This is a genomic window from Mesorhizobium sp. P2_D5, from assembly GCF_056404355.1.
Genome location: NZ_JBFUEE010000001.1, coordinates 365,002 through 384,773 on the forward strand (window position 1 = coordinate 365,002; position 19,772 = coordinate 384,773).

19 protein-coding genes are annotated in these 19,772 nt (G+C 64.0%); 10 read left to right on the forward strand and 9 right to left on the reverse strand.

The genetic code is table 11. From position 1 onward, the window contains the following. Positions 1 to 172 precede the first annotated feature (172 nt). From AC1DYW_RS01800 to AC1DYW_RS01840, 9 genes are all read left to right on the forward strand, one after another. Complete coding sequence (locus AC1DYW_RS01800) at positions 173 to 1,459, forward strand: glycosyltransferase family 2 protein (protein WP_477224913.1); 1,287 nt, start codon at positions 173 to 175, stop codon at positions 1,457 to 1,459. After that, complete coding sequence (locus tag AC1DYW_RS01805) at positions 1,456 to 1,854, forward strand: GtrA family protein (protein WP_477224914.1); 399 nt, start codon at positions 1,456 to 1,458, stop codon at positions 1,852 to 1,854. The genes AC1DYW_RS01800 and AC1DYW_RS01805 overlap by 4 nt, the downstream gene beginning before the upstream one ends. Positions 1,855 to 2,020: 166 nt before the next feature. Beyond that, a complete protein-coding gene (locus AC1DYW_RS01810) occupies positions 2,021 to 3,781 on the forward strand; it encodes a GtrA family protein (protein WP_477224915.1) in 1,761 nt (586 codons plus the stop codon). A gap of 153 nt (positions 3,782 to 3,934) precedes the next feature. After that, positions 3,935 to 5,284, forward strand: a complete 1,350-nt coding sequence (locus AC1DYW_RS01815) for a putative bifunctional diguanylate cyclase/phosphodiesterase (RefSeq protein WP_477224916.1) — start codon at positions 3,935 to 3,937, stop codon at positions 5,282 to 5,284. Positions 5,285 to 5,500: 216 nt separating this feature from the next. Next, complete coding sequence (locus AC1DYW_RS01820; RefSeq protein WP_477224917.1) at positions 5,501 to 6,268, forward strand: SDR family NAD(P)-dependent oxidoreductase; 768 nt, start codon at positions 5,501 to 5,503, stop codon at positions 6,266 to 6,268. After that, positions 6,265 to 7,224, forward strand: coding sequence for a 2-dehydro-3-deoxygalactonokinase (locus AC1DYW_RS01825; protein WP_477224918.1), 960 nt, complete (start codon positions 6,265 to 6,267; stop codon positions 7,222 to 7,224). Before AC1DYW_RS01820 ends, AC1DYW_RS01825 begins: the two co-directional genes overlap by 4 nt. After that, positions 7,221 to 7,859 carry a 2-dehydro-3-deoxy-6-phosphogalactonate aldolase gene (locus tag AC1DYW_RS01830; RefSeq protein ID WP_477224919.1) on the forward strand — a complete coding sequence of 213 codons (639 nt, stop codon included), beginning with the start codon at positions 7,221 to 7,223 and terminating at the stop codon, positions 7,857 to 7,859. The genes AC1DYW_RS01825 and AC1DYW_RS01830 overlap by 4 nt, the downstream gene beginning before the upstream one ends. Then, positions 7,859 to 8,740: an SMP-30/gluconolactonase/LRE family protein gene (locus AC1DYW_RS01835; RefSeq protein WP_477224920.1), complete on the forward strand. Its 882-nt coding sequence runs from the start codon at positions 7,859 to 7,861 to the stop codon at positions 8,738 to 8,740. Before AC1DYW_RS01830 ends, AC1DYW_RS01835 begins: the two co-directional genes overlap by 1 nt. A gap of 119 nt (positions 8,741 to 8,859) precedes the next feature. Next, positions 8,860 to 9,933 carry a D-alanine--D-alanine ligase family protein gene (locus tag AC1DYW_RS01840; protein ID WP_477224921.1) on the forward strand — a complete coding sequence of 358 codons (1,074 nt, stop codon included), beginning with the start codon at positions 8,860 to 8,862 and terminating at the stop codon, positions 9,931 to 9,933. A 99-nt stretch (positions 9,934 to 10,032) separates the two neighbouring features. On the opposite strand, the gene AC1DYW_RS01845 is transcribed toward AC1DYW_RS01840, so the two are convergent. The 9 genes from AC1DYW_RS01845 to dnaK all read right to left on the reverse strand — a co-directional run bounded on the left by AC1DYW_RS01845 (position 10,033) and on the right by dnaK (position 17,316). Further along, a complete protein-coding gene (locus AC1DYW_RS01845) occupies positions 10,033 to 10,446 on the reverse strand; it encodes a GFA family protein (protein ID WP_477224922.1) in 414 nt (137 codons plus the stop codon). Between the two features lie 43 nt (positions 10,447 to 10,489). After that, complete coding sequence (locus tag AC1DYW_RS01850) at positions 10,490 to 10,954, reverse strand: SRPBCC family protein (protein ID WP_477224923.1); 465 nt, start codon at positions 10,952 to 10,954, stop codon at positions 10,490 to 10,492. After that, on the reverse strand, positions 10,951 to 11,271 hold the full coding sequence (locus AC1DYW_RS01855) for an ArsR/SmtB family transcription factor (protein ID WP_095084355.1): 321 nt from the start codon (positions 11,269 to 11,271) through the stop codon (positions 10,951 to 10,953). Before AC1DYW_RS01855 ends, AC1DYW_RS01850 begins: the two co-directional genes overlap by 4 nt. A 308-nt stretch (positions 11,272 to 11,579) precedes the next feature. Next, complete coding sequence (locus tag AC1DYW_RS01860) at positions 11,580 to 11,867, reverse strand: DUF1330 domain-containing protein (RefSeq protein WP_457150881.1); 288 nt, start codon at positions 11,865 to 11,867, stop codon at positions 11,580 to 11,582. Between the two features lie 18 nt (positions 11,868 to 11,885). After that, positions 11,886 to 12,599 (reverse strand): orotidine-5'-phosphate decarboxylase, encoded by a 714-nt coding sequence (gene pyrF, locus AC1DYW_RS01865; protein WP_477225553.1) that lies wholly within the window; start codon positions 12,597 to 12,599, stop codon positions 11,886 to 11,888. Positions 12,600 to 12,625: 26 nt separating this feature from the next. Further along, on the reverse strand, positions 12,626 to 13,222 hold the full coding sequence (locus tag AC1DYW_RS01870; protein ID WP_477224924.1) for an NADPH-dependent FMN reductase: 597 nt from the start codon (positions 13,220 to 13,222) through the stop codon (positions 12,626 to 12,628). An 88-nt stretch (positions 13,223 to 13,310) separates the two neighbouring features. Next, a complete protein-coding gene (gene pmtA / locus AC1DYW_RS01875) occupies positions 13,311 to 13,913 on the reverse strand; it encodes a phospholipid N-methyltransferase PmtA (RefSeq protein ID WP_477224925.1) in 603 nt (200 codons plus the stop codon). A gap of 153 nt (positions 13,914 to 14,066) precedes the next feature. Further along, positions 14,067 to 15,197, reverse strand: coding sequence for a molecular chaperone DnaJ (dnaJ, locus tag AC1DYW_RS01880; protein ID WP_184872869.1), 1,131 nt, complete (start codon positions 15,195 to 15,197; stop codon positions 14,067 to 14,069). Between the two features lie 202 nt (positions 15,198 to 15,399). Continuing rightward, positions 15,400 to 17,316: a molecular chaperone DnaK gene (gene dnaK / locus AC1DYW_RS01885; RefSeq protein ID WP_095083681.1), complete on the reverse strand. Its 1,917-nt coding sequence runs from the start codon at positions 17,314 to 17,316 to the stop codon at positions 15,400 to 15,402. 489 nt (positions 17,317 to 17,805) lie between these two features. Between dnaK and AC1DYW_RS01890 the strand changes: the two genes are divergently transcribed. Next, the gene (locus AC1DYW_RS01890) at positions 17,806 to 19,764 is read left to right on the forward strand and encodes a hypothetical protein (RefSeq protein WP_477224926.1); all 1,959 of its coding nucleotides are present in this window, start codon (positions 17,806 to 17,808) and stop codon (positions 19,762 to 19,764) included. Positions 19,765 to 19,772: the final 8 nt, after the last annotated feature.

Genomic DNA, 19,772 nt, shown 5'->3' on the forward strand with positions numbered 1-19,772 from the left:
TCGCGACATTTTGAAGATTGGCATCAGACAACCGCAAGCCCGCCCTGCCTTCCGATTGGAGACAAGGCGAGGCTGCGCGTCATCGCTTTCTTAAGCCTTGCCGTGCAACGGTAAGCCCGAATGCGCCCGGCCGAATTGACGCAGCGCCGGGCACTCGATGGAACAACGACCAATGAACGCCGTCACCGCCATCCGCGCCTCCGCAACCAAACAGCTCGAACTCACCATTCTCATGCCGTGCCTCAACGAGGCCGAGACGCTCGCCGTCTGCATCGGCAAGGCGAAGGCCTTCCTCGACAAAGCGGGCATCTCCGGCGAGGTGCTGATCGCGGACAATGGCAGCACCGACGATTCGCAGGCGATTGCCGCGGAAGGTGGCGCCCGTGTCGTCCCGGTGGCCCAGAAAGGCTATGGCGCAGCCCTTTTAGGCGGCATCTCCGCCGCTAAGGGCCGTTTCATCATTATGGGCGATGCCGACGACAGTTATGATTTCGGCGCGCTGGAAGCCTTCGTCGCGCGGCTGCGCGACGGCGCCGACCTGGTCATGGGCAATCGCTTCCAGGGCGGCATCGAGGCCGGCGCCATGCCGCCGCTGCACCGCTACCTCGGCAATCCGGTGCTCAGCTTTGTCGGCCGCCTGTTCTTCCGCATCAAGACCGGCGATTTCCACTGCGGCCTGCGCGGCTTCAACGCCGATAGCATCAGGAAGCTCGACCTGCAGACGACCGGCATGGAATTCGCCAGCGAGATGGTGGTGCGCGGCGCCCTTGCCGGCCTGCGCATCGAGGAAGTGCCGACCACGCTCAAGCCCGACGGCCGCAGCCGGCCGCCGCATCTCAGGACCTGGCGCGATGGCTGGCGGCACCTGAAGTTCCTGCTGGTCTACAACCCGCGCTGGATGTTCTTCATCCCGGGCACGGTGCTCGCCGGCCTTGGCCTGTTGTTCGCGGCGCTGCTGGTGTTTGGGCCGCTGCGCGTGATCGACAATCTGTCGCTCGACCTCAACACCTTCGTCGCCGCCTGTTTCATGGTCGTCACCGGCGTCCAGCTCATCACCTTCGGTGCCATTTCGCGATACTATGCCGAGATAACCGGCATCCTGCCGCCAAGCCGCCGTTCCGACTGGCTGACCAGGACCATCAGCACCGATCGGCTCGCCGCCAATGCCGGCATCTGCTTTGCCGGCGGCGTGCTGTTCTTCGGCTATGCCGTGGCTCGCTGGGCGCATCTCGGCTTCGGCCCGCTGAACGATTCCGAGATCCCACGCATCGTCGTGCTGGGCCTGAGCTTGATCGTCATTTCATTCCAGGTCTTCTTCTCGGCCTTCCTGCTCGGAGTCTTGGAAATACCGGTCAAGCGGCTGAAGTCCGGCCGGGCCGGTCAATCGAGTGAACTGCCGGCCAATGAGTTGCCGGCCAGTGAATCGCCGGCTAACCAACGGCCGGCGCGCGACGCATGAGCGAGGCATTGCCGGTCTTTGTGCGGACGCGCCTGTTCCGGTTCCTGACGGTCGGCGTCGGCGCCGCATTGCTGCTTTTCGTCCTGTCGTGGCTCCTGGTGTCGCTGGGCTTTTCGCCCTTCATTGGCAGTGTCGTCGCCTATGCGATCACCTTCGTTGTCGCCTATAGCGCGCAGCGCGGCTGGACATTCGGCGGCCAGCACGACCATGCCAGCGCCATGCCGCGCTATCTCGCGCTACAGGTCGGATGCGCCTTGTTTTCGGGCCTGGTGTCGCATCTGGCGGTCACCCGTTTCGGCATGTCGGCGCTTGCCATGTCGGCGCTGATGACGGTTGCCGCAAGCACGGTCAGCTACATTCTGTCGTCGCTGTGGGTGTTTCCGGCGCGCGATTGATGCATGGCGCCCAAAAGTGGCGCAAAATCGCGCCGCTTTACGCTTTGTGAAGCGGCCGGCGCTAGCGTGCGCCGACAGACACAGGCTGAAAGCCCACTCCATGACCACCGCTCATACCGCGATGCTTTCCAAAGACGGGGCACGCGCCTCCTGGCGAGCGGACCTCATGCCCGCGCTGCTTGCCACGCTCGGCTTCCTTGTCGTCAACGCCTGGGCCGGATTCCCGGCGCTGAACAATGCCGGCGGCGACAATGACGATCTGCTGCGGCTGGTCGAAGTGCGCGACCTCTTGGCCGGCCAGGGTTGGTTCGACCTGCATCAATACCGGATGGGCCTGGAAGGCGGCTTCGTCATGCATTGGTCGCGGCTGGTCGATGCGCCGATCGCCGCCATCGTGCTCGCCGCATCGAGCCTGACCGGCAACGCCTTGCTGGCCGAGAACGTTGCGCAGGTGGCCTGGCCGGCGCTGCTTTTCGGCCTGACCATGGTCTTCATCATTCGCGCCGCGCGCAGCTTTGCCGGCGATGGCGCGGTGCTGCCCGCCGTCATCGTCGGCGCGGCAGCGCTGTATTTCATTGGCATCTTCGAGCCGGCAGCTCTCGACCATCACAATATCCAGCTGATGCTGACCGTCGCCAGCCTGAGTTTCCTGCTCGAAGCGCCCATGCGCCGTCCTGCGGCGTTGCTTGCCGGCCTGTGCGCCGCGCTGACCCTGGCCGTCGGCATGGAAACCGCTCCCTACGTCGCCGCCATCGGCGTCTGCGTGTCGACGCTGTTCGCCTTTGACGCATCAGGCGAAAGACTGATCGCGAGGGATTTCGGCCTTGGCTTTGCCGTCGTCGCGGCGCTTGTCTTCGTCGCCACCGTCCCGCTGTCGGCGTGGGGCCAGGCGCAATGCGACGCTTTCTCGACGATGCAGTTCGTCGTCGCGGCCCTTGCCGGAACCGGCCTTGCGGCGATCGCCTCGCTCGAAGCGGCCGGGCGCGGGCAGCGTCGGCTGTCGCTTGCCGCGCTCGGCGTTGCGCTCGGCGCGGTCCTCCTTTTGCTGTTTCCGCAATGTCTGGCCTCGCCCTATGCCGGGCTCGATCCGCGCCTGAAGACGTTGTGGCTCGATCATGTCGACGAGGCGCAGTCGCTGTTCCAACTCGCCGCCCACAATCCCGCCGAGCTGGCGGCGCGCTATGCCACGCCGCTGGTGGCGCTCGTGCTGATGGCGTTGCGCCTACGTCGTGGCGGCTGGCGGCGCCAGGACAGCCTCGTCGCCACGCTGCTGGTCGTGGCGTTCCTGGTCAGCGTCTGGCAAGTGCGCGGCTCGACATTCTCGATTGTCTTCGCGGTGATCCCGCTGTCGGCCTGGATCGCCAAATGGCGGCGGCGGGCCGAAACCAGCCCGTCGCGCGGCTCGGTGCTGCGGATGGCAGCGGCTTGGCTCCTCTCGGTGAACTCGCTCTGGTCAGGCGCCGCCCAGGCGGCGTCGGCGGCGCTCGCAACCGGTGCAAAAATCACCAGCGACGCCAGTGTCGGCGCGAGCGTAGACCCGTCTTGCCAGGCCAAGGCTACGTTCGCCACACTCGGCAGGTTGCCCGATACCACCGTGCTTGCCGTCTCCAATATCGGATCGCCGATCCTGGTGTACTCGGGGCATCGCGTGTTCGCCGGACCCTACCACCGCAACGTCGCGGGAGACTTGCTTGCGCTCGACGCGTTCCTCGGTTCCGATGCGCAAGCTAGGTCGATCGTCGGCGATCATCACGTCGGCCTTGTCGCGCTGTGCCGCGGCAACTCGGAAAGCCAGCTTCTGGCCTCCACCGCGCCGAACGGTTTCCTTGCCGGGCTGATGCGCGGCAACGTGCCGGAATGGCTGGAGCCGATCGCCGACACCAAGGGCGCCTCGCTAGAACTCTACCGTGTCCGGCCCAGGGGCTGAAAATTGGCCTGAAGCAAGGGCTGTACGCACCTCGCGTCGATCCCTCCGAAGGCGACGCGCTTTACCCGCGAATAATCGATTTGGGGATACGTTTCCTAAAGGGTTTGCTGCCAATCTGAAGCTAAATTCCGAAGTCACAAAACAGGGATACCGATGCAAACTTCGTTTGGCACCGGTCAGGCAAACAGGGAGAGCACGGATCTGGCGTTCACCGATCCGTTGACCGGGCTTGGCAACCATCGCCGCTTCTTCGACAAGGTCGATCGCCTGATCAGCGACCGTGCCGACGACCCGGCTCCGTTTACCGTCGGCATTCTCGACCTCGACGGCTTCAAGCCGATCAACGATTTGTTCGGCCACAAGGCCGGGGACGATATCCTGATCCAGGTCGCGATGCGGCTGCGCGCCTCGATGGACGGCCATTCCACCGTCTGCCGCATCGGCGCCGACGAATTCGCCTATCTTTACCCGATGGTGTTCAGCGAGGAGGCGGCGGCCGAGAAATCCCGCATGCTGATCGAGATTCTTTCGGCGCCCTATGATGTCGGTGAACGCACCGCCAGGCTTTCGGCCTCAGTCGGCTGCTCGCTGTTCTATTCGGGCGACGAGACCACCGAGATCCTCATCAACAAGGCAGAGACGGCGCTCTACCACGCCAAGCGTTCCGGCCGTGGCCGCGTCGTCGTCTACACCCGCGAGATGGAAGAGGCGGCCAAGCGCGTCACTCGCATCGAACAGGCGCTGCGCCGCGCTGTCTCGGCCGGCGAGGTGGAGCCGCATTTCCAGCCCATCGTCGATCTCAACACGCGCCGCACCATCGGTTTCGAGACGCTGGCGCGCTGGACCGATCGCGATCTTGGCTCGGTGCCGCCAACGGTGTTCATTCCCATTGCCGAGGAGCGCGGCATCATCGGCCCGCTGTCGCAGCTGGTGCTGAGCAAGGCGACCGAAGCGGCCAGAAGTTGGCCGAAGGAGCTGTTCCTGTCGTTCAACCTGTCGCCCTCGCAGCTCGTCGACCAGAACACCGGCCTGCACATTCTGGCGATACTTGAGCGCACCGGCTTCGATCCGCGCCGGTTGGAGATAGAGATCACCGAGACCGGCCTGATGAACGATCCGGCCTCGGCCGAGAAGATCGTCGAGGATCTGCGCCGCGTCGGCATCCGCGTTTCGCTCGACGATTTCGGCACCGGCCAGTCTTCGCTCGGCCGCCTGCGCGAATTCCATTTCGACAAGCTCAAGATCGACCGCGCCTTCGTCTCTTCCATTCTCGACGACCGCCCGTCCGAACACATCATCCGTGCCATTCTCGCCATGTGCGAGGGGCTCGGCATGGACGTGGTCGCCGAAGGCATCGAGCAGGAGGCGCAGGCCGACCGCCTCGTCCAGTTCGGCTGCGCCGGCGGGCAGGGCTATCTGTTCGGCAAACCGGTCGATGCCGATGCCACGCTTGGCTACCTCCGCGATTCCTTCCGCGGCGCCTTGCGCGCCAACGCGATCTGACCGGCTAGCTCGAAGCGGCCCCGCAATCCCAGTGGGGCAGCTGTGCGTCCGCTGCGGCGCATTGTCATTTTGTCTGACATAAGCCCGCAATCCGTCGTTTCGCCCTTGCCCGCACGACATGTCTGGCTAGGATGCGCGCCGGCCTGACAACAGCGCCGCGCGTCCTTCAGGACGCGCAAAGGATACTGTCGGGGTCATGCGCAGGGAGAAAAAAATATGATGCCATCGGCGCATTTTGCCGACCTCGAGGGGGCCTCGGTGCTGATCACCGGCGGCGGCTCCGGAATTGGCGCGGCACTGACCGAGGGTTTTGTGCGCCAGGGCGCCAATGTCGCCTTCATCGACATCGCCGACGGCCCCAGCACTGTCCTTGCCGACCGCATCGAGAAATCTTTCGGCCGCCGGCCGCTGTATCTCAAGACCGACCTGCGCGACGTCGAGGCCTTGCGGACCTCGGCAGCCAGGGCGGCCGACGCGCATGGCGATGTCACCGTGCTGGTCAACAATGCGGCGCTTGACGAGCGCCACGCCGTCGAAGACGTGACGGTGGAATTCTGGGACAACAACCAGGCGATCAATCTCAGGCCGCATTTCTTCACCGCGCAAGCGGTGGCGCCGGGCATGAAGCGGGCCGGCGGCGGCTCGATCATCAACTTCACTTCGACGTCCTACCTGATCAACCACCCCGACATGCCGGCCTACACCGCCGCCAAGGCCGGCATCCTCGGCCTGACCAAGGGGCTGGCCGGCAAGCTTGGCGTCGACGGCATCCGCGTCAACGCCATTGCACCCGGCTGGGTGATCACCGAGCGGCAGAAGGAGCTCTGGGTGACCGAACAGGCGCTTGCCGCCCATGTCGCCAAGCAGTGTATCAAGCAGGTGATGCAGCCCGACGACATCGTCGGCACGGTGGTGTTCCTCGCCTCGGATGCCTCGCGCATGCTGACCGCGCAGATGCTGATCGTCGATGGAGGTTTCCTGTGAGCCCAGGGTTTGCCGGCAACGCGCCGGCGGTAGCCGTCGTCGACTGGGGCACGACCCGCATGCGGGTTTGGCTGATCGACAAGGGCGGCAAGGTCCTTTCCGAACGCCGTGGCGATGATGGTCTGATCACCGCCCAGCAAAAGGGCTTTTCGGCCATTCTCGAAGGGCACCTCGCAGCCATGGCTGCGCCGGAAGCGCTGCCCGTCATCATCTGCGGCATGGCCGGCTCTCGCCAGGGCTGGCTCGAGGCGCCCTATGTCACCGTTCCGGCGCCGCTCAGCGCCATCCTGGCGGGTGCGGCGAGGGTACCGGGCCAGCACCGCGATGTCCGCATCGTGCCGGGCCTCGCCCAGCGCCAGATCGATGCGCCCGACGTGATGCGCGGCGAGGAAACGCAGCTTGCCGGCGCCGGCCTGCCGGTCAAAGGGCGCCAACTGGTCTGCATGCCCGGCACTCATTCGAAATGGGTGCTGATCGAGGACGGCGCGGTTGCCGGTTTCGGGACTTGGCCGACCGGCGAGCTGTTTTCGGTGCTTGCCGCGCACTCGATCCTGCGCCATTCGCTCGGCGAACATCCCAAGCCGGTCACCCCTAGCAATCCATTCTTCCGCAGTTGGTGCGAAACCGCACTGGCCGAGGCCGGCGATGTCACCTCGAGGTTGTTTTCCATCCGTGCCGCGGGCCTGCTGCAGGATCTAAAGGCCGATGATGCCGCCGCTTGCCTGTCCGGCCTTTTGATCGGTGGCGAGATAGCCTCGGCCAGCCGCCGCCATGGCGCCGGCGCCGAACCTGTCGTGCTGGTGGCGTCCGGTGCGCTTTCAGCGCTTTACCAGGCCGCACTCGGCCTTGCCGGACTTGAGGTCCGCACCGTCGATGCCGACGAGGCTGTGCGTGCCGGGCTCATCGAAGCGGCACGCGAGAACGGCATGATCGCCAGAACCGGAGCAGCCCGATGAGCCAGACCGCACCTTTCCCAAAGCTCAAGCGCGGCCTGGTCGCCATCCTGCGCGGGCTCAAGCCGGTCGAAGCGATCGCGATCGGCCAGGCGCTGTTCGACGCGGGCATCGAGGCGATCGAAGTGCCGCTCAACTCGCCGGAGCCGTTTTCGTCGATCGCCCGGATTGTCGAAGTGCTGCCGAAAACGGCACTGGTCGGCGCCGGCACGGTGCTGACGCCAGCCGATGTCGATGGCTTGCACAAGGCTGGCGGGCGGCTACTGGTCAGCCCCAACATCGATGCCGAAGTGATGGCGCGTGCGATGCACTACGGCATGGTCACCATGCCCGGCGTGTTCACGCCCACCGAAGCCTTCCAGGCGATCCGGCTCGGCGCTTCGGCGTTGAAGTTCTTTCCGGCGAGCGTGCTTGGCGCCAGCGGCATTTCAGCGATCCGTGCGGTGCTGCCGGCGCAGACATTGGTCGGCGCGGTTGGCGGCGTTTCGGAAAAGGATTTTGCCGGCTACAAGGCCGTCGGCGTGACGGTGTTTGGTCTCGGCTCCAGCCTGTTCAAGCCTGGCATGAGCGTCGACGAGGTGGCTGCGCGCGCGCATGCCGCCGTCGAGGCCTGGGATGCGGTGTTCGGAGAAGCATGATGAGCGAAGCGATCGTTTCGGTTTTTTCCGACCACATCTGCCAGCTCGGCGAAGGGCCAAGCTACGATCCAGTCACCGATGCGCTGTTCTGGTTCGACATCGTCAACGGCCAGCTTCTGGAAAAGCCGGTGGCCGGCGGCGCGCTGAAAATCCACGAGCTTGGCCAGATGGCAAGCGCCATCGCCATTATCGACGACCAGCGCCAGCTGATCGCCACCGAGACCGGGCTTCATGTCCGCGATGTCGCGACCGGCACCATCACACTGCACACGCCGATCGAGGCCGACAATCCCGCCACCCGCTCCAACGATTCCCGCGTCCATCCCTGTGGCGCCCTATGGACCGGAACGATGGGCAAGATGGAGCAAAAGGGCGCTGGCTCCATCTACTGGTTTTTCAAGGGCGAACTGCACCGGCTCTTTTCGGACATCACGGTCTCCAACTCGATATGCTTTTCGCAAGATGGCGGGCTCGCCTATTACACCGACACCTCGACCGGATTGTTGATGCGCGTGGACTGCGACCCGGCGACCGGCCTGCCCACCGGCGAGCCGAAAGTTTTCGTCGATCACCGCTCGTCCAAGGGTTATGTCGACGGCTCGGTGGTCGATCGTGACGGCGTGCTGTGGAACGCCGTCTGGGGCGGCAAAGTGGTCAAGGCTTATGCTCCTGACGGCACGCTGCTGCGGTCCGTCGCCATGCCGGTGACACAGCCATCCTGTCCGGCCTTTGTCGGCAAGAATGCCGATCGGCTGGCGGTGACGTCCGCCTGGAAGGGCAAGGACGAGAAGCAGCGTAAGCTCGATCCGCAGGCGGGCATGACCTTCCTGCTCGACATCAAGGTCAACGGCCGTTTCGAGCCGCGCGTGCTGATCGCCTGATTGAACGCGGTCGGCGGTTGGTTGTCACGCAACCGTCCGACCCGGTCGGTTTCGCGGCAGCCGATTGCGCTTCCCATGCGATGGTAGGCGACGCCATCGCTGGAAAACAATGCAAATCCATGACGAGCCAAAAGCCAAGACTGATCCTCGTCCACGAGCCGGAAAAAGCCTGCCACGACCGTCTCGTCGCCGAGGGCCATGCACCGGAGCGTGCCGCCGAAATCGCCTCATATCTGGCGCAGTCGACTGATCTCGCCCATGAATTCGATGCGCTTGCCGCCGTTTGCCAGGCGCGCGGCCTGTCGTTCACGCCGGTGGAGCTGGACGATGCCGCGGGCGTGCTCGCCGGCGAGCATCCCGGCACGACGCTGGTCTGGACGCTGACCGACGGCATTGCCTATTTCCGTGGCAGCGCCGCACCCGCCTTGGCGAGGCTCGGCGGGCTCAAGACGATCGGCGCCGACGATGCGCTGTTTGCGCTCTGCCAGGACAAGTTCCGTTCCGGCGCGGTGCTTGGCGCGCTCGGTCTGCCGGTGCCGCAGGCCGGTCTTGCGCGCGACGGCAAATGGCTGGTTGAGCCGCCGGCGTCGGCCGCCGGCTGGTTCGTCAAGCCCAACCGGCTAGGCGCCAAGATCGGCATATGGGCGGATTCGCGCATCAGCGATCTCGGCCACGCACTGGAGCTTAGCCGGCGTGTGTTTGCGGCCTATCGCGACGATGTCGTTGTCCAGCCCTACGTTGCCGGCCGCAACGTGCGCGCCAGTTTCCTCGGCCTGGTGCCGGGCGCCGGGGTCGAAGCGCTTGGCGTGGCGTTTGTCGATTCAGGCGCCGATTTTCAGACCATGGCGGACAGCCTGGCGCTTTACGGTGACACCGGCGAGGCGGCGAAGGCGGCTGGACACTATGCCGAACCGGAGCTCGTTGCGGTCGCCGACAGCCAGCCGATCGCCGATGCCAGGGTTCGCGCGATCGCCGAGCGGCTGATGAGCGGGCTTGGCCTGCGCGATGTGTTTTCCATCGACCTTCGCGTCGAGGCCGACGACACGGTTCACCTCATCGAGTTCGAGGTCTGCCCCGGCCTGCCTTGCTTCGATTTCCGCGCCTACTGCCGCCAGCAATGGGATCTCGAGCTTGCCGACGCCATGGCCGAAACCGCTGCCAGCCGGCTACTCGGCCAAAACCACCATTTTTGAACGCGCGGCGGCGCATCCGGAAATGCTCGGGGCGCTGCCAACAGGCGCAAGCGCCCGCGACGAGCGCCCGACATGACATGACAGCCCGAGGCGAAACCGCTATCCCGGCATTCGCTCGAATTTCTGCAACGTGGGATCGATCGTGTCCCATGCATGGCCGCGGATGGCGTATGTGACCACCTGCGGGTCGAATTGGCCGGGGTCGTCAAGGCTGGTCGCGTTGATCGCAATCAGGTCCGGCATGGCGACGAATGTCAGGTAGACCGGCGTTCCACAGGTCGGGCAGAAGGCGTGGACCTTTTCGTTGCCGCTGTCGCCTCTCACACGCCAGGTGGTCGCCTCGCCTGCAATTTTCATGTCGGCGCGCCGGCCGAAGGTCAGATAGGATCCGTGGCCGGTGCCTGCACGCTTCTGGCAGTCGAGACACTGGCAGTGGTTCTGGAAGATGGGCTCGCCGCTGGTTTCATAGCGGATCGCGCCGCACGCACAGCCGCCGATATAGCGCTTGGTCATTGTCGTTCTCCACTGGCCTGGTTCTGTATGATATCGCAGGGCATCAGGCCGATTTCGGCTTGGCGAAAAGGTCGATGCCGCTGCCGGTTTCGAGGAAGGATTTCATGCTGGACAGCACCGCCGGCCACCCTTGGCTGACGCCTTTCGCCATGCCGCTGCCGGCTTCGAGTTCGTCATGGGTGACGGTCAGCCGCACCATGGTGTCGTATTCCTCGATGCCGAACGTCACCCGGCTGTATTGCGTGGGATCGTTGGCCTGCGAAGCGTTCGCCCAGGTGATGACGAGCCGGGTCGGCGGCGAGATCTCGACGACCTTGCCGACGAGTTCGACAGTCCGCTCGTCATTGGCGCGGATATGCTCCCATCTCGATCCCAGCTTCCAGTCGGAGACGTTCTCGTGGCCCCAGTAGCGTTTCGCAATGTCAGGCCTGGTTATGGCCTCGAAAACTTTTTGCGGCGTCGATTTGATGTAGGTCACGTAGACAAAGCTGGTTGTCTCTCGGGTCATTGGTCCTCTCCTTCGAGTTCTTGCTTCAGATCGTGCAACAGGCTGAGCCGCTGCCGTTCGAATTTCCGCACCCACCGCTCGTAGACTTCGTGCAGCGGCACGGGGTTGATAAAATGCAGTTTTTCCCGGCCGCGCTTGACCGTGCTCACCAGGTTCGCCGCTTCCAGCAGGTCGATGTGCTGGGTGGCGGATTGCCTTGCCATGTCCAGGTTTTCGCAAAGCTGACTGAGCGTCTGCCCGTTCTTCTCGCAAAGAAGGTCAAGCAGCCTTCTGCGTGTCGGGTCGCCCAGCGCCTTGAAAACCTTGTCAGCGTCCATCAGCCTCACTCGTTGCTTTCGAGGTGTAATATGCAGGTAAATACCTGCATGTCAACTGGCAACCAGCCCGGTCGCTTCACCTCGGGCGAAAGCGACTCTGGCTCGGCGATCAATTGTTGCATGGGCCGTGCGCCGGCCATGTGGCGGTCGTTGTCGAACGGCTCCGCCCGGTTGTCGGCCAGGGCATAGTGAAACTGCCCTGGCCTTCAAGCACCAGCTGATCGGAGTGCTCGGCTTAGCGGGACGGAGCTAAGGGAAGGGGACCGTCAGGACTTCGCTGACGCGCCGCCGGACTCTGATCGATCGCTTCAGATACCTTCGACGAGCACGATCTCGCCATCGGCGACCTTCTGGCGGATGGCGACCGCGCGCTGGTATTCCGGCGAGTGGTAGCAATCGTGCGCCATGGCGAGCGATTCGAACTCGATGATGACGTTGCGTGCGCGTCCGACACCCTCGGCCAGCTCATGCGCACCGCCGCGCGCCAGGAATTTCGCGCCGAAGCGGTCGAAGGCCAGTTTCGAGGCGGCGACATACTCCTTGTAGCCTTCGGCATCGCGCACATCGACGCGGGCGATCCAGTATCCCTTGGGCATTCTTCTTCTCCCTGTTGTTTACGCTGAGCGCATTTCGGCGATGATCGCTTCGGCCGCTTCTCGTCTGTTGGCCGACGCAACAATCGGCCGGCCAACGACGAGATGGCTGGCGCCGTTGCGGATCGCCTGTGCCGGCGTCACCACGCGCTTCTGGTCGCCATGGTCGCTACCCGCCGGCCGGATGCCGGGCGTCACCACTGCCATGTCGGGCCCGACGATGCGGCGCACCGCTTCCGCTTCCGCGGCCGAGCAGACGATGCCGCCCATGCCGGCATGCAGCGCCTGTTCCGAACGCCGCAGCACCAGCGTGTGCGGGTCGTATTCATAGCCGACGTCGATCATGTCCTGCTCGTCCATCGAGGTCAGCACGCTGACCGCCAGCAGGCAAAGGCCGCTACCCCTGGCCGCCTCCACCGCCGCCGCCATCGCCTTTGGATAGGCGTGGATGGTCAGCATGGTCACGCCCATCTTGACGATGTTCTCGACGCCCCTGGCCACCGTGTGGTCGATGTCGAGCAGCTTCATGTCGAGGAAGATCTTTGTTCCGCCGCGGGCCAGTTCCCTGGCAAAGTCGAGCCCGCCGGCAAACGCCAGCTGATAGCCGATCTTGTAGAAGGAGACGACGCCGTCGAGTTCGCGCACCGCCTGTTCGGCCTCCTGCACGGTCGGTACGTCGAGGCCGACGATCAGTCTTTCCTGCATGGATTTGGCCTTTATCGATGGGGCCTGGATGGATTCTGACCGCATGGTTTCGGCGATCACGCCTCGATCCGGGTCGACAGCATGCGCGAGGTTTCGATCAGCGTGCGGCATAGGTGCTCCATCGATTTGTAAAGTCTTTCGTCGCGGAAATTGCCGCCCTCGTCGAAGGCGCTGCCGCCTTCCGGCACCGAGCATTCCGGCGTCACCACCTCCATCTGGCAACGCACCAGCACGGCGCGCAGATGGTTGATGCAGCGGATCCCGGCAAAGTGCCCGTTGGAGGACGAGCATAGGCCAGCCACCTTGCCGGCCAGCGGCCTGACCGTCCGGCCGCCATCACGGCGCACCCGGCTCACCCAGTCGATCGTGTTCTTGAGCAGCGGCGGGATCGAGCCGTTATATTCGGGCGTGGCGATCAGCAGCCCATCATGGGCGATGACCAGACGGCCAAGTTTCAGGGCATTCACGGGAACGCCCTTTTCCTTTTCCAGATCCTCGTCGAGGATCGGAAGGGGATAGTCGGCGAGCGAGATGCGGGTCACCTCGGCGCCTTGCATGGCGAGCTCCTTTTGCGCCACGTCGGCGGTCTTGCCGCTGTAGGCGCCACTGCGCACCGAGCCGGCGAAGACGAGGATTTTCGGGATCACTGCCATTGGCCAACCTTGTTCCCGGACAGGTACAGCCAGAGGCCGCTCAAATCAACGCACCTGCCCAAAAATCAAAGTCGAAATTCAGGTCGCCCTAATGCGCCTCGCGCCGGTAGATCCACAGCTGCGTCGGCGGGATGTTGCGGAAGATGAAATCGAAATGCTTGACCGTGTAGTCGCCACGGCCGGCCGGGATCGGCGACATCGGCCCGTAGGTCAGCTGCACGATCGGCCGTCCGGGCGGGATGCGGTCGAGCAGGCTTTCGATATAGGCGATGCGCTGGGCCACCGGAAAATTGAGCAGCGGCACGCCGGAAACCACGGAATCGAAGATCATCCCGCTCTTTTCGCCAAGCGTGGCGTTGAGGTTGAAGGCATCGCCCTCGATGACGTTAACGCCGGGATAGAGTTGCCGCAGGTGGCGGACAAAGTCGGTGGAATATTCGACAGCGTAGAGATTTTCGGGCCGCACCCCGAGGGCCAGGATAGCGCGGGTGATGACGCCGGTGCCGGGACCGACCTCAAGCACCGGCAGGCCGGATTTCGGATTGACGATCGAGGCCATCTTGCGGGCGGTGATCGAGCTGGTCGGCACGATCGAGCCGACCGTCTTCGGCTTGTCGATCCAGCCCTTGAAGAATTTGAGCTCGTCGTCGAACTTTTCGGCAAGCGCCTTGCGCAGTCCGGGACGTGTCATGCAAGCTCTCCTCAGCATTCCCCCCAAATTACTTAACATCTGAGCGGCGCAAGGCAAGGCGCGGTCAGACGCATGTCGCGGATAAGATAAGTTTCGTCGCGTCTCAAGATGCGACGCATTTCACGAAATCACGCGGCTTGCCTAGAATTCCCATCAGCGCTCGCCGAAGGATTCGAAGAAATCCTTCATGCGGGTGAAAAAGCCACTCGATTGGGGCGAATTGTCCTGCGAGGAGAGCTGTTCGAACTCCTCCAGCAGCTCGCGCTGGCGGCGAGTGAGGTTCTGCGGCGTCTCGACCGCGGTCTGGATGTAGAGATCGCCGACATTGGGCTGGCGCAGCACCGGCATGCCCTTACCCTTGAGGCGGAACTGGCGGCCGTTCTGGGTGCCTTCCGGCACCTTCACCTTGGTCTGCGTGCCATCCAGCGTCGTCACCTCGAAGGAGCCGCCAAGTGCGGCCGTCGTCATCGAGATCGGCACCTTGCAGTAGAGATCGGCGCCGTCGCGCTGGAAGAATTCGTGCGGCTTGACCGCCAGGAAAATATAGAGGTCGCCCGACGGCCCACCGCGCAGGCCGGCCTCGCCCTCGTTGGCAAGGCGGATGCGGGTGCCGTCCTCGATGCCGGCAGGGATGTTGACCGACAGCGAACGCTCTTCGGTGACGCGGCCCTGACCAGCGCATTTCGGGCACGGATCCTTGATGGTCTGGCCGCGGCCCTGGCATTGCGGGCAGGTGCGCTCGATGGAGAAAAAGCCTTGCGTGGCGCGCACCTTGCCGTGGCCGTTGCACATCGAGCAGGTGACAGGCTGGGTGCCCGGCTTGGCGCCGCTGCCCGAGCATTCCGAGCAGGAGATCGATGCTGGCACGCGGATCTGCGCGGTCTTTCCCGCGTAGGCTTCCTCCAGCGAGATTTCCATATTGTAGCGCAGGTCGGCGCCGCGCTCGCGGCCGCCCGACGAGCGGCGCTGGCGCCCGCCCATCATGTCGCCGAAAATATCCTCGAAAATGTCGGCGAAGCCGCCGGCACCAAAGCCTTGCGCGCCGCCATTCATGCCACCCTGCTCGAAGGCCGCGTGACCGAAACGGTCATAGGCCGCCCGCTTCTGCGGGTCCTTCAGCGTCTCGTAGGCTTCGTTGATTTCCTTGAACTTGTGCTCGCAGGAATGATCGCCGGGATTGCGGTCGGGATGGAACTGCATGGCGAGCTTGCGGAAAGCGCTCTTGAGCTCCTTCTCGTCGGCGCCTTTTTGGACACCCAGCGTTTCGTAGAAATCAGCTTTCATTTTTTCCCGCAGTCCGGATGTTCAACGTCTTGATGCATATGTTGCGTCGTTTGCCGGCACGTTGTCTCGATTTAGGAGCGGTGCTGCCCGGATGCTAGGGCCGGCGCGGTTCTGCCCGTGTTTTTCAGCGATTTTTTCCGCCAGGGTTGCAAAAAAGCCCGGCCTGCGCCGGGCTTTTCGCTTTATCTTGCCGTCAAACGGTTCAGGCCGACTTCTTCTTGTCGTCGTCCTCGTCGATTTCCTCGAAATCGGCATCGACCACGTCACTGTCCTTGGCGGCATCCGCCTTGGCGTCGGCTTCCGCCGCTTCCTTCTGCGAAGCCTCGTACATGGCCTGGCCAAGCTTCATAGAAGCCTCGGCAAGCGCCTGCGACTTGGCCTCGATATCGGCTGCGTCGTCGCCTTCGGCCGCGGCCTTCAGCGCCGTGATCGCATCGGCGATCGCCGTGCGTTCGGCTTCCGAGACCTTGTCGCCATATTCCTTCAGCGACTTCTCGGAAGAATGCACCAGCGCCTCGGCCTGGTTGCGGGCCTCGACCACGGCACGCCGCTTCTTGTCGCTCTCGGCGTTGGCCTCGGCGTCCTTGACCATCTTCTCGATGTCGGCGTCCGAAAGGCCACCCGATGCCTGGATGCGGATCTGGTGCTCCTTGCCGGTGCCCTTATCCTTCGCCGAAACGTTGACGATGCCGTTGGCGTCGATGTCGAAGGTGACCTCGATCTGTGGCACGCCGCGCGGCGCCGGCGGGATGCCGACCAGGTCGAACTGGCCAAGCGCCTTGTTGTCGGCGGCCATTTCACGCTCGCCCTGGAAGACGCGGATGGTCACCGCGGACTGGCTGTCCTCGGCCGTCGAGAACACCTGGCTCTTCTTGGTCGGGATCGTCGTGTTGCGCTCGATCAGCCGCGTGAACACGCCACCCAGCGTCTCGATGCCGAGCGACAGCGGCGTCACGTCGAGCAACAGCACGTCCTTGACGTCGCCCTGCAGCACGCCGGCCTGGATGGCGGCGCCGAGAGCGACGACCTCATCCGGGTTGACACCCTTGTGCGGCTCCTTGCCGAAGAACTGCTTCACGATCTCCTGGATCTTGGGCATGCGGGTCATGCCGCCGACCAGGACGACTTCGTCGATTTCGCCAGCCTTCAGGCCGGCATCCTTGAGCGCCGCCTTGCAAGGGTCGATGGTGCGCTGGACGAGGTCGTCGACCAGCTGCTCGAACTTGGCGCGCGTCAGCTTCAGCGTCAGGTGCTTCGGCCCGGTCGCATCGGCGGTGATGAAGGGCAGGTTGATCTCGGTCTGCGTTGTCGACGACAGCTCGATCTTGGCCTTTTCAGCCGCCTCCTTGAGGCGCTGCAGTGCCAGCTTGTCGTTCTTCAGGTCGATGCCCTGTTCCTTCTTGAACTCGGCCGCCAGATACTCGACCAGGCGCATGTCGAAGTCCTCGCCGCCGAGGAAGGTATCGCCATTGGTCGACTTCACCTCGAACACGCCGTCGCCGATCTCGAGCACCGAAATGTCGAACGTGCCGCCGCCAAGGTCATAGACGGCAATGGTCTTGCCATCCTTCTTGTCGAGGCCGTAGGCGAGCGCGGCCGCGGTCGGCTCGTTGATGATGCGCAGCACTTCCAGCCCGGCGATCTTGCCGGCGTCCTTGGTTGCCTGACGCTGGGCGTCGTTGAAATAGGCCGGAACGGTGATGACCGCCTTCTCGACCTTCTCGCCGAGATAGGCTTCCGCCGTTTCCTTCATCTTCTGCAGGATCATGGCCGAGATCTGGCTGGGCGACTGCTTCTTGTCGCCGGCCTCGACCCACGCATCGCCATTGTCGCCCTTGACGATCTTGTAGGGGACAAGCTTCTTGTCCTTCTCCGTCACCGGATCGTCATAGCGGCGGCCGATCAGGCGCTTGACCGCGAAGATGGTGTTTTCAGGATTGGTGACCGCCTGGCGCTTGGCCGGCTGGCCGACGAGACGTTCGCCGTCGCCGCTGAAGGCGACGATGGAAGGCGTCGTGCGCGCGCCTTCCGCATTCTCGATCACCTTCGGCTCTTTGCCATCCATGATGGCGATACAGGAGTTGGTGGTGCCGAGATCGATACCGATTACTTTTGCCATTTTTCTAGTCTCTCCGCTAAGCAGGCTCTCAGGACCCGTACAGGCGTTCCGACGAAAGCCCCTGTTCACAAGAAATTCCGTTCCGGCAACCGGCATTCCGGCGCCGAACGGCTTGGCGCGTATATAAGAACAGGCAGCATCGCGCGCAAGCATTCTGCGCAAGGCTTCCATGAACCTTTCCACCTCAGCCCGCGACTGATGTCCAGGTGCCGCATTGTGCGGCCCGGAAAGGAAGCCCCCATGACCATTAACCCAGAGGCTCTGAGGTCTCCGGGAACAACAGGAACTCGGCGCGACCACCGCCTTCGGGACGAGGTCGACGCGCTGGGCTTCCTGTTGATTCCGTTGACCCTGCGTAAGAGCAGGCGTATCGTCAAGATGAGGAAAGCAGACAATTCGATCAGGGAAGAACGTGCCGGACCACCGCGCCTTGCCCTGGTTTGCGCGGTAACGCCGGATGTTTCTCCCGTGGCTAACGGGGGTAGCTTCATGTCTCGCGTCCGCGGCACATTCGTGTCTTCTCTCAACAGCGGCCTGCGCCGCGCCGTGCATCCGGGCGGATTGCTTGTGCTGGCACTCACTGCCGGCCTTTGGCTGGGTGACGCAGCACGGGCGCAGGACACCCAGATCATCTATCCCGGCTCGATGGCGGTAACCGGATTTTCCGGCACCATCATTCCCAATTTCGACGAGGGCCTGCCGCCCGGCGTCGATCCGGTCGACGAAACCTTCATCGACACCACCCGCGCCACCTTGCGCGTGTTCGACGTCTCGCATCTCGGCGGGCCGGCCGCTGGCCAGCTCGTCTCCACGCCGCCGCCCTTCGAGGTGACGGCCGAACAGATCGGCCAGGTGTTCGGCCTCACCTATGATGACGGCGTGCGCGACGGTGTTCCGTCGGGCGTCCCCAATCTCTATGCCGGCGCCACCTCGCTGCACGGCATCCGCATCGTCACCCCGGATGCCGATAGCGATGGAAGGCCGGAGCGGCAGCGCCGCGGCGCGGCCGGCGCCACCTTCATGGATGGCCAGTTCGGCACTGAAAACGGCGGCGGGCCGGGCACCATCTGGAAGATCGACGGCATCACCGGCCAGGTCTCCAAATTTGCCGACATCGACACCAACAGCGGTCCCGGCATCGGCAATCTCACCTTCGATCCTATCCACCGCCAGTTCTTCGCTTCCGACCTCGACACCGGCCTGATCCATCGCATCGACGCCGAAGGCAGGTTGATCGACAGCTTCGACCATGGCGTTGCCGGGCGTCCGGCGCACGGGCTGGCCCCGGTCGCAGACGACGGTTCGGTGATGGACATACAGGGCGCGGCCTTCGACAGCGAAGACCCCGACAGCTGGGGCTACACGCAGGACGAGCGCCGCGTCTGGGGCGTCTCCTATCACGGCGGCCGGCTCTATTATTCGGTTGGCGAAAAGTCGGAAATCTGGTCGGTCGGCATTGCCCGCGACGGCACCTTCGCCGGCGATCCGCGCTGGGAACTGACGGTCAAGGCCGACAAGGACTACGCCGTCACCGACATCGCCTTCGACAACAGCGGCTTCATGTATCTGGCACAGCGCGGCCCGGTCGAAAACCGCTATGATTACAGCCAGTTCGCCGATTCCGGCAAGGGCGAGGTCATTCGCTACTGGCGCGAGAATCCGGACGATCCGGCGACGGAATCGGTCTGGGTCGAAGTGCCGCAGGAATATGCGGTAGGCTTCCCGCAAGGCAACCGGCAGTCGGCCGGCGGTCTCGACCTGCAATATGGCTATGATGCCGACGGCAATCTCGACACCTCGGTCTGCACGCAGACGCTTGTCAACACCGGCGACAAGCTGCGCGACAATCCGGCGCTCGCCGAGCAGCTCGCCGCCGGCGGGCCGCTGGCCGTGCACGGCGTGCAGATCACGCCCAGGGAGCTGGTCAAACCGGCCAACGTGCCGCCCTTCGGCTCCTGGTTCGTCGATTTCGACGGCTATTTCGAAGATCCCGAAGTGGAAGGCCATGTCGGCGACGTCGCGGTCTGGCATCCCTGTGAAGGTCGCGCCGGCTATTATGAAGAAATCCCGGGCGGCTATCTGCCCCCCTTCTACCCGCCGGACTTCCCACCGCCCGGCAATCTGCCTCCCTGTCTCGATGTCGAGGACGTCCAGTACTACTGCACGCCTTCCGGCCTCGAGGCCGATCTCTATCTCCATGACCATGCCGGCTTCGGCGGCGATTCGATCAAGGCCCAGTCCAGGACGCCAGGCGTCGGGGTGACTTCCCCCATGTCGCATGCGCCCGGCACGCCATACACGATCGGCATCACCGGCCACTATCCGGGCGACACAGTCGATGTTGGGCTCTGCTTCTACAGGAAGTCCGACAAGGACAAGGGTGGCTACTACCCTTGCTGCAAGATGACTTTGCCGCTCAGAACCCCAGCCGTCAGCTGCGAACGTTGAGGAGGGGA